This window comes from Nautilia sp. (assembly GCF_053994455.1).
In genome coordinates this window covers 1-9,130 of the sequence record NZ_JBMYAU010000041.1, presented here as the reverse complement: position 1 = coordinate 9,130, position 9,130 = coordinate 1, and the positions used below count along the sequence as shown (strand labels likewise).

General features: G+C 39.9%; 9 protein-coding genes. 1 reads left to right on the top strand and 8 read right to left on the bottom strand.

What is annotated here, in order from left to right; genetic code table 11:
• Positions 1-169: 169 nt before the first annotated feature.
• The 5 genes from ACXJIE_RS02815 to ACXJIE_RS02795 all read right to left on the bottom strand — a co-directional run bounded on the left by ACXJIE_RS02815 (position 170) and on the right by ACXJIE_RS02795 (position 4,889).
• Complete coding sequence (locus ACXJIE_RS02815; RefSeq protein ID WP_456479461.1) at positions 170-1,570, bottom strand: DEAD/DEAH box helicase; 1,401 nt, start codon at positions 1,568-1,570, stop codon at positions 170-172.
• A gap of 88 nt (positions 1,571-1,658) precedes the next feature.
• Positions 1,659-2,210 carry a DUF2393 family protein gene (locus tag ACXJIE_RS02810; RefSeq protein WP_456479460.1) on the bottom strand — a complete coding sequence of 184 codons (552 nt, stop codon included), beginning with the start codon at positions 2,208-2,210 and terminating at the stop codon, positions 1,659-1,661.
• Positions 2,207-2,866, bottom strand: coding sequence for a bifunctional phosphoribosyl-AMP cyclohydrolase/phosphoribosyl-ATP diphosphatase HisIE (hisIE, locus tag ACXJIE_RS02805; RefSeq protein ID WP_456479459.1), 660 nt, complete (start codon positions 2,864-2,866; stop codon positions 2,207-2,209). Before hisIE ends, ACXJIE_RS02810 begins: the two co-directional genes overlap by 4 nt.
• Before the next feature lie 8 nt (positions 2,867-2,874).
• Positions 2,875-3,948, bottom strand: a complete 1,074-nt coding sequence (locus tag ACXJIE_RS02800) for a prohibitin family protein (RefSeq protein WP_456479458.1) — start codon at positions 3,946-3,948, stop codon at positions 2,875-2,877.
• A gap of 26 nt (positions 3,949-3,974) precedes the next feature.
• Positions 3,975-4,889, bottom strand: a complete 915-nt coding sequence (locus tag ACXJIE_RS02795; RefSeq protein WP_456479457.1) for a branched-chain-amino-acid transaminase — start codon at positions 4,887-4,889, stop codon at positions 3,975-3,977.
• Between the two features lie 88 nt (positions 4,890-4,977).
• Here ACXJIE_RS02795 and ACXJIE_RS02790 point away from each other — a divergent pair, with 88 nt between their 5' ends.
• A complete protein-coding gene (locus ACXJIE_RS02790; RefSeq protein ID WP_456479456.1) occupies positions 4,978-6,396 on the top strand; it encodes an aldehyde dehydrogenase family protein in 1,419 nt (472 codons plus the stop codon).
• Between the two features lie 55 nt (positions 6,397-6,451).
• Here ACXJIE_RS02790 and ACXJIE_RS02785 read toward each other — a convergent pair whose 3' ends face one another.
• The 3 genes from ACXJIE_RS02785 to ACXJIE_RS02775 all read right to left on the bottom strand — a co-directional run.
• The gene (locus tag ACXJIE_RS02785) at positions 6,452-6,754 is read right to left on the bottom strand and encodes a hypothetical protein (RefSeq protein ID WP_456479455.1); all 303 of its coding nucleotides are present in this window, start codon (positions 6,752-6,754) and stop codon (positions 6,452-6,454) included.
• Positions 6,732-7,487: a MinD/ParA family ATP-binding protein gene (locus ACXJIE_RS02780; protein WP_456479454.1), complete on the bottom strand. Its 756-nt coding sequence runs from the start codon at positions 7,485-7,487 to the stop codon at positions 6,732-6,734. The genes ACXJIE_RS02785 and ACXJIE_RS02780 overlap by 23 nt, the downstream gene beginning before the upstream one ends.
• Positions 7,481-9,130, bottom strand: a 1,650-nt coding sequence (locus ACXJIE_RS02775) for a cellulose synthase subunit BcsC-related outer membrane protein (RefSeq protein WP_456479453.1), incomplete at its 5' end; no start/stop codon positions are given. The genes ACXJIE_RS02780 and ACXJIE_RS02775, both read right to left, overlap by 7 nt.

Sequence of the window (9,130 nt, the reverse complement as noted above, 5' to 3'; positions counted from 1 at the left end):
AGTGTTTCTTATTTCTTTTTTTAATTCCTCTATTGTATGTAATTCTTTTACCTCTAACCTCTTCATACTTCACTTCAAGCAATTTTTATTCCTTACATATTGTTCGCTGTCATTTGGGTTTTGGTATTACAGTACCAGACACTTATATTGATTAAAAAAAAAGAAGAAACTATCTTCTTCTGCCCCTTCCCTGGCTTCTTCCTCCTCTAAAATTGCCGCGTCTGCTTCTTCTTCTGTCCCTGTCGTTCGTACCGGAATTTTTGCTTCTTTCAAGAAGTTTTTTCGCCTCTTTTATGCTTTTTCCGATTTTTTCTTTTCCGTCGGCCTCTTTTTCAAAAAGCATACTCGCAAATTTGGCGGCTATTGTAAAAAGATCAAAATCGTTTTGTAAAACCTCTACGATTTCTATCGATTTCGCATTAGGTTCGATACCGCTTATTTTTTCCATAATTTTCTGAATTTCCGTATTTTTCACATCGCTTAAAGTCGGAACCTCTTTAAGTTCTATTTTGGAAATTTTCTGAATCTTGCTAAGAGCCCTGAATTCGTGCGGTGTTACAAGGGAAATCGCCATACCTTCTTTTCCTGCCCTTCCCGTTCTTCCGATTCTGTGAACATAGCTTTCGGGATCAAGAGGCAGATGATAGTTAAACACGTGAGTTACGTCGTTTACATCAAGTCCCCTTGCGGCTACGTCGGTGGCTACGAGAATTTCAATTTTATTGCCTTTAAACCCTCTTATAACCTCTTCCCTTTTTCTCTGATCCATATCCCCGTGAAGACCTTTTGCGTCAAAACCGACTCCGTTTAAAAATTCAGCAACCGTATCAACATCTTTTTTTGTTCTGCAAAAAACTATCGCCTTGCCGGGCTGTTTGTAATCAATAAGCCTTATTAACGCATCGTTTCTTTCATATTCGTCGATTACATAAAAATATTCCTTAATATTTTCATTCGTAACCTCTTTTTTCGTTATCTGTATAAATTCCGGATCTTTCAGAATCGTTTTTGCCAGGCTTAAAATGGGTTTAGGCATAGTCGCACTGAAAAGAAGCGTCTGCCTGCTGCTCGGTACGTATTTGAAAATTTCTTTAATGTCGTCCAAAAATCCCATATCAAGCATTTCATCCGCCTCGTCGAGCACAACATATTCCGGGGCTATGTCTATTTTCCCGCTGCTTAGCAAATCGATAAGCCTTCCGGGGGTGGCCACTATAACCTGCGAATTTTTTATGTGGTTAATCTGTCTTGAATAACTGCTTCCCCCGTAAACCGTTGCGGTGTGTATTCCGAGATACTTTCCGAACCTGAAAATTTCCTCGCTGACCTGAATGGCAAGCTCACGCGTAGGAGTAATTATAAGGGCTTTTTGTCCTTTTTTAAGCATATTGAGTATCGGAAGACCGAATGCCGCCGTTTTTCCCGTACCCGTTTGGGCCTGGGCTACTATGTCTTTTCCTTCAAGCACAGCGGGAACCGCCTTTTCCTGAATCGGAGAAGGTTTTTCAAAACCGATTTCCTCAAGTCTTCTTAGTAGTTCTTCTTTTAAATTAAATTCTTTAAATGTCATTTTTTTCCTTGTATTTTATATTTATGTTTCCAGCTAAACCGTTTAACCTCGAAGCTTGCGCTTCACAAAACCAAATAATTTTCGAATGTTAATGGCAGTACAGTTTGTAATTCAGATAGGTGTTTTTAAAATACGGAGGATACGGGATGATAGCGGAAAAAGATTTAACCTCTCCCGGCAGCAGCCCGTCTTTTATAATAACTCTCGTGGCTTTTACGGTATTCGGTTTTGCCTTCTTTTCATCCTTGCTTCCGAATATGTTAAGCCCTCCGGGTTTGAAAAACGTTCCTTTTGTAAAACCGCCCCCCCATCCGTTGTTTACAAGCTTGATTTCAAGTTTGCAGTAGTTTATTTTAAATTTACCTATATTTTTGACTCTGCCTTTTAACACCAGTGTTTCGTTGATCAAAACTCTTCTTTGCTTCACATTTATCAGTTTGGCTTTTTTTGTGTATTTTTCCAAAATAATTAGCCCTAAAACCGCAGAAAAAGCGGTTACCAAAAAAGAAGCAAATATCATGCTTAATAAAAGTTTGGTACTGTTGCCGGCAGCTTTTACGGAGATTATCACCAAAAATATAAATAAAACTAAAAAGAATACAATATCAAGCCAGTGAAGGATGGTAAAATAAGGAATCATCTGTTTCTGTTCCTTTTTTCCTCTATTCCGCTTACGCCTTCCCTTCTTTTAAGTTCTTCCAAAACGGCTTCCGGATGTATGTTTTTTAAAGCCAGGGCAATCAACGTGTGAAACGCCAAATCCGCAGCTTCGTAAATAATCTCTTTTTTATCGTCGTCTTTTACCGCAAAGCAAAACTCCGCCGCTTCTTCCGCTACTTTTTTAAGAAGTGAATTTTCACCTTTGTGGTATAATGAAGAAACATATGAAGTTTCCGGCTCGGCATTTTTTCTATCAAGCAAAGTATGATAGAGTCTGTCGATGAAATTATACTCTATTTCTTTGACTTTGTCGAGGACCTTCTCACCGGTATCGAGTTTCGTAAAAAAACAGGACCTTCTGCCCGTGTGACATGCCACTCCGTTTTGCCTGACTTTAAGTAACAAGGTGTCGTTGTCACAGTCAATCAGTATATCCTCCACCTTTTGGGTATGCCCGCTGCTTTCGCCTTTTTTCCATATTTTATTCCTGCTTCTCGAAAAATAATGGGCATAACCCGTTTTTTGCGTAAGTTCAAGCGCCTCTTCATTCATATACGCAAGCATCAGCACTTCGTTTGTTTCCGCATCCTGGACGATAACGGGGACAAGCCCGCCGTTTTTTTCAAAATCAACCATTTTTTTCCTTATCTGTTTACTGTTACCGCTTTTTTATTATCGTCGATATTCATCCATATATTAGGAACGGCCCCTCCCGGGGTTAAGAATATTTTAGCATCTTTATTAACTTTCAGGGCGTCGTTAAACCTTTCCTGAACTTCCAGCGCTTTTAATTTCAGAAGTTCGGTTGTCAGCGACTTGGAAATTATTTCGTTTGATTTCGCCTGTGCCTGCGCCTCAATAAGCATAGCCTCCGCTTTTCCCTTCGCCTCTATTTTTTTGGCATCCGCGATACCTTTCGCTATCGCCGCTTTTTTCTCGGCCTCCTGTTTAGCCCTTAAAACCTCGTATTTCGCCCTTTCGGATTCCTGTTTTGCTATCTGAACCCTTTCTATCTGCCTTTTAATGTTTTCAGGCAGAATTATATCCCTTAACTGAAAACTTTCGAATATAACCGGTTTATGTTCTATTTTCAGAAGCTGATCACGAATCTGGTTTTCTATTTTCGCGGCTATTTCGTTTCTTTTAGTGGGGATGTCCTCCGCAGGGTATTTTCCTATTACGTTTCTGACCACATCCCTTACAATCGGATTTATTATTTTATCCTCCCAGTTAAGTCCGTATGTTTTTACAACATAAGCCGCCTCTTTCGGATTTAACCTGTAACTGACAGAAAGCTCAACCGTAATGGGAAGCCCCCTTGCATCAAGAACGTTTATAGCCGGATACACTTTTATGGTCCCGTACCTGTCGGGCATAGTGCCTATTTCCTGGCTTCTTTTATAGCTTATCATATGTACCTTCGTATCCACCAAAATCACCTTCTGTATAACCGGTACGTAAAAATGGAGTCCGGGATTCAGCGGTTCGGGGCTGAATTTACCGGTTGTGGACAAAATCCCCACTTCCCCCTCGTTTACTATAACCCATGGTTTAAACATAATTCCGAACACCACAAGCACCGCTACTATAACAATTCCTAGCCCGCTTCCCCCCTGTATAAATTTAGGAGGCTCGAATTTAGGCGGTTCGAAATTTCCGCTCTCTTTTTTATCGTTTCCGTTTTTATTGTTCATCCATCCGTTTAAATCCGCCGGCATAAATTTCCTTTCGTTTTTATAATAAATTAAATATACGTCAAATAATGCTTATAGCTTTTCTCCCTTCCGTACACCACGTCAAAATACGCTTCCTGAAGCTCTTTTGTGATTTCCCCTCTTTTGCCGTTTCCTATGACTCTTCCGTCAACTTCCCTTATCGGCGTAACTTCCGCGGCCGTCCCGGTAAAAAACGCTTCATCGGCAATATACACCTCATCCCTTGTAATTCTTCTTCTTTCAACCGGAATGTCCCTCTCTCTCGCAAGCTCAAGCACCGTCGCCTGGGTTATCGATTCGAGGGAATTGTCATTCGGAGGGGTAATAAGCACACCGTCTCTTACGATAAAGAAACATTCCCCGCTGCCTTCCGCCACAAAGCCTTCGTCGTCAAGCATCAGCGCCTCTTCATACCCCGCCTCTATAGCTTCGAATTTAGCCATTTGCGAATTCAGATAATTAGCCACCGCTTTTGCTTTTCCGAATGTGGATTTTACTGGGTTTCTCGTAATGGAAGAGACTTTTACCCTGATTCCGTTTTCAAGCCCTTCTTCTCCGAGATACGCGCCCCATTCCCATGCGGCAATGGCAACATGTACGGGAGCCCCTATGTGATAAAGCCCCATTTTACCGTAACCTAAGAATATAAGAGGTCTTATATAAACGTTTTGTTTAAAACTGTTTTTCCTTAACAGTTCAAGCTGCGCTTCTTCAAGCTCCTCCTGTAAAAAAGGAACGTCTATTTTTACTATTTTCGCGGAATTTAAAAGCCTTTTGGTATGATCCTGCAGTCTGAATATCGCAAGCCCCTCTTCCGTCTGATACGCTCTTGTCCCTTCAAACACACCGTTTCCGTAATGAAGTGTATGTGTTAAAACATGAACTTTAGCATCATTCCAAGGAACAAATTCGCCGTCCATCCAAATCAGTTTTGCCTCATTCATTATTATATATCCTTTTTTGAGCTAATTTTATCAAAAATTTGATATTATTACTATAAATATAATTTTCACAACCCTACAAGGAGCAAAAATGGAACTTATTGCCAAAAAACTGATAGGCTCGGATGAATTCGGCGGCGACCTCGGGGAAATAGTAAATCCCTATACAAAAAAAGTTACAACGAACTATGTAAAATGCGGCGCCGAAGATGCAAAAAAAGCCCTCGAAAAGGCGAAAGATGCTTTTAAAAATACCAAAAATTCTCCTCTCCATCAAAGAATCGCATGGATTGAAGACGTGGCGGACAAACTCGAAAAAAGAAAAGATGAATTCGCCGAATTCATTACCCTTGAAGTGGCAAAACCGATTTCACAGGCTAAAGTGGAAGTACAAAGATGTATAGAAAACCTTAGAATCTGCGCGGCTGAAGGATACAGAATCGTAGGTGAAACAATCCCCACCGACGCGACTCGAAGCGGATTTAAAACCACGGCCTTTTACAAAAGGGTGCCCGTTGGCGTAGTAGTGGCAATCACCCCTTTTAATTTTCCCCTCAACCTTGTTGCCCATAAATTAGCCCCGGCACTTATAGCCGGAAACAGCGTGGTTTTAAAACCGACCCCCGAAGCGCCTTACACGGCTTACGCATTCGCAAAACTTTTTACAAACAGTGAATACGCCATAAAAGACGCCTTAAGTGTAGTTTACGGCGATGCGGAAGTTGGCAGCGCTCTTGTAACCAGTCCTATTCCGAGAAAAATATCTTTTACCGGAAGCGTGCCGGTGGGGAAAATAATTCTTCAAAGCGCAGGGATTAAAAAAGTAACGCTCGAACTCGGAGGAAACGCCGCCACATTCGTAGAAAGTACGGCAAATCTCGACTGGGCCGCACAAAGATGTGCAATAGGTGCGTTTGCAAACAGCGGACAGGTTTGCATATCTCTTCAGAGAATATATGTGGATGAAAAAATATATGAGGAATTTGCCGAAAAATTGGGAAAAGAAGCAGCTAAACTAAAAGTGGGAAGCCCGTTTGAAGAAAATACGTTTATGGGACCTTTAATCAATGAAGAAGCGGCGATAAGAGCCGAAAAATGGATTCAAAGCGCCGTAAGCGAAGGGGCGAGAATTATTTCCGGAGGCAAAAGGGAAGACAACATTCTCTCACCCACAATTTTAGCCGACGTAACGGACGATATGAACGTAGTCTGCGAAGAAGTATTCGCTCCTATCGTAAGCCTTGTGAAAGTTCCTTCTTATGAAACGGCTGTAGAAAAAATGAACGATTCGCCTTACGGTCTGCAGTTTTCCATGTTCAGCAACAGGGTTGATCTGATGAACAGGGCGATTGACGATTTTGAAGCCGGAGGAGTTATCATAAACGACATTCCAACTCTCAGATTCGACATACAGCCTTACGGAGGTGTTAAACTCTCGGGTATCGGAAGGGAAGGGCCTAAATTTGCAATTGAGGATATGACGGAAATCAAGGCGGTCATAATCCGTTAAAATCCTGTCTCTCTTTTTTTTTGTAACCGGCTTTGCAATTCTCAAACTGTAGATTTTAAGAAACGTTAAATCCTCCGGAACAGCCCCATCCCCTTTTTTTATTAAACTCTTCGGGGAATGAGATATCCATATCGAGGCCTTCAAGTTCCTCTAAAGATTTGATTTTCAAAAACATTACTCCCGATTCCCTCAGTGCTTTTATAAGTTCACCGGGCAAGTATTTGCCTATAAGGAGTTTTATGTTGTTGACTTTACATTCGAATTCGAGATTATAACTTTTTATAACTTCCCCGTTAATTAGCAAATCGCCCGGATAACCGCAGAGCTCACCGTTTTTAACTAAAATCGCCGTATTCATCTTCTATCTTTTTGATCATACGTTTAAGATTTTTTGCAAGTTCATTCATATTGTACGCAAAAGCGCTGTCTTTGTCATACCTTCTGACAGTCGTACATTCGGCGGAAGATTCAAGCACGGTGATATCCGTGGGAAGGGTTCCGACTATATTGTTTTTTGAGACCGCCTGAATAAACGAATAAAAATCCTCGGTTATCTGGTCGGGATGCATATTGTTAACTATAAGAGAATATTTATGAGCTATTTTTCTTTCTTCAAGGGTGTCTAAGAAAATTTTAAGCGAAGCGACACTCGCCGGATCGGGTGTTATTACGATTAAAAAATAATCGGAAACTTCCAAAAGAGACATTACGGGTTTTGATATACGCGGAGAAGTGTCGAAAATGAGATATTTAAACTTATTGGTCAGTTTTAAAATTATCTTTTTTAATTTTTTTATGTCAAATTCGTCTTCATATCTTATCGGATTTTCTATGGCATACATTCCCGTCGGTATTATATAAAGGTTTTCATCTTCAAACACTTTCATAATTACTTCGTCAAGATCCGCCATATCAAACATAACTTCGGAAAAGCCTTTTTTAAATCTTTTGCAAAACAGTGAGGCTATGCTGTTTTGCTGGTCCGTATCGATTAATATCGTTTTTTCCTCGAATGCAAGCGTATCAGACAGATTAATCGATATAGTGGATTTTCCCACTCCCCCTTTTAACGAAACTATAGGTATCACCATGTTTTTAACATCTCCTTCAAATTATTGTTCAATTCCTGTTTGCTTATAAACATTTTGTCGCCGAAATAATACTGCATTGATATATTCACATACAAATCTGTGTAATTGGTGGATTTTCTCAAATCAAGCCCCCCTTTCAAAACAAGGTTTTTTTGAAGTATATATTTTGAATACACACCTCCTTCCAATCCCAGGTTAAAACTGCTACCTCCGTCTTCTTTATAAAAAAGAGGCCCTCCCATCAAAAACGCCTTTAAACCGAACTGTCTGTCGTCACCGAAAAGATATCCCTCATACCGAGGTGCCACAAGCAGAAAGTATGAAGGAGAAAAATATCCGCCGTTCGGATAATAGAATTTTCTTTCATTGTCACTGTAGGATTCAAACATACAAAAAACACCCAGGTAATCGTAATTAAGCAAGTCGTTTCCTATATATTTCAAAGGAAACAGATTTATTTCGTATTTTTCGTTGTTTACCGTTTCGGCACCTTTTAAGTAGGCAATCGAAAAAGAAACATAAAACATAGAATCGTGCCTGTCGAGAGTTTTTTGATATTCAAACTTCATTTCATTATTAATCACCCTTCCCCACGATTTATCGCTATACGGATCGTTATTGCCCACATAAGACAAAATGGAATCCGTTACGGGTTCTCTTAAAAGGGTCAACAGTAATTTTTTATCATTTTTTTTAACACCGAAACTAAGCTTTCCCGTAACGGTAGAACTTACACCGCTTTTCCCCCCGACGGGTGTAGTGCCGAGTTCCGCGTTAAATATTTTTTCACCTTCATAAGAATATCCTATTTTGGGTAAAAACCCCGTATAACTTGTAATCCAGTCGTCGTTTAAAATAACACCCATACCGCTTCCGACAAGCGAATAGTCGCTAAGCGCACCGCTTGAGAGGTTAATCATACCAAGTTTAAAATAAGCGGAACTTTTGTAATTGAAATAATATTTTCCCTTGAAGTAAAGAAGCAGGTTTGTAAGTTTGTCCGTTCCGCTGGTGCCGCTTTTACTTCTGATATTCAAACCGGCTTCCATAAAACTTAGATAATTGCTTTTTTTTAATTTAATCTCCCTTTGGATTTTTTCATAATCCTTATACAGCATTTCGTCTTCCGGATTGTTTACGATTATCGGTTTGACATTGTTGTAATTGTAAAGGTTGTTTAATTTGTAATTGTTTATTTCACCTTTGTTTTCGTCAAAAACGTCGGGGAAAAACTCTCCGCTGTTTTCTTTTTTAGGCAAAGTGTACTGTTTTTTCGTTTTTTCGGGAATATTGACGTTTCTTTTTATATTTTTCTTTGTTTCACTTCCTTCAAACCTGTGTATTTTAACACTATTGGTAACACGCTCGGCTTTGTCGATTTTACCCAGATTCAGATATGCGTCGGCTATTTTGATTCTCAATTCCGGATTATCGGTGGAGGCAATCTGATCAAGTATACTTTCGGCTTTTTTATTTTCGCCCATATTCATATACGTCAGAGCCAGTGCGTATTTTATTTTATCATCAGGTTTAAGCGCATCGGCTTTTTCGAAATTTTCTTTCGCGCATCCGTATTTTTTCAGCCTGAAACAGCTCCATCCCATTATCTCATACAAATCCGGATTGCTCTGATCATAGCTTAG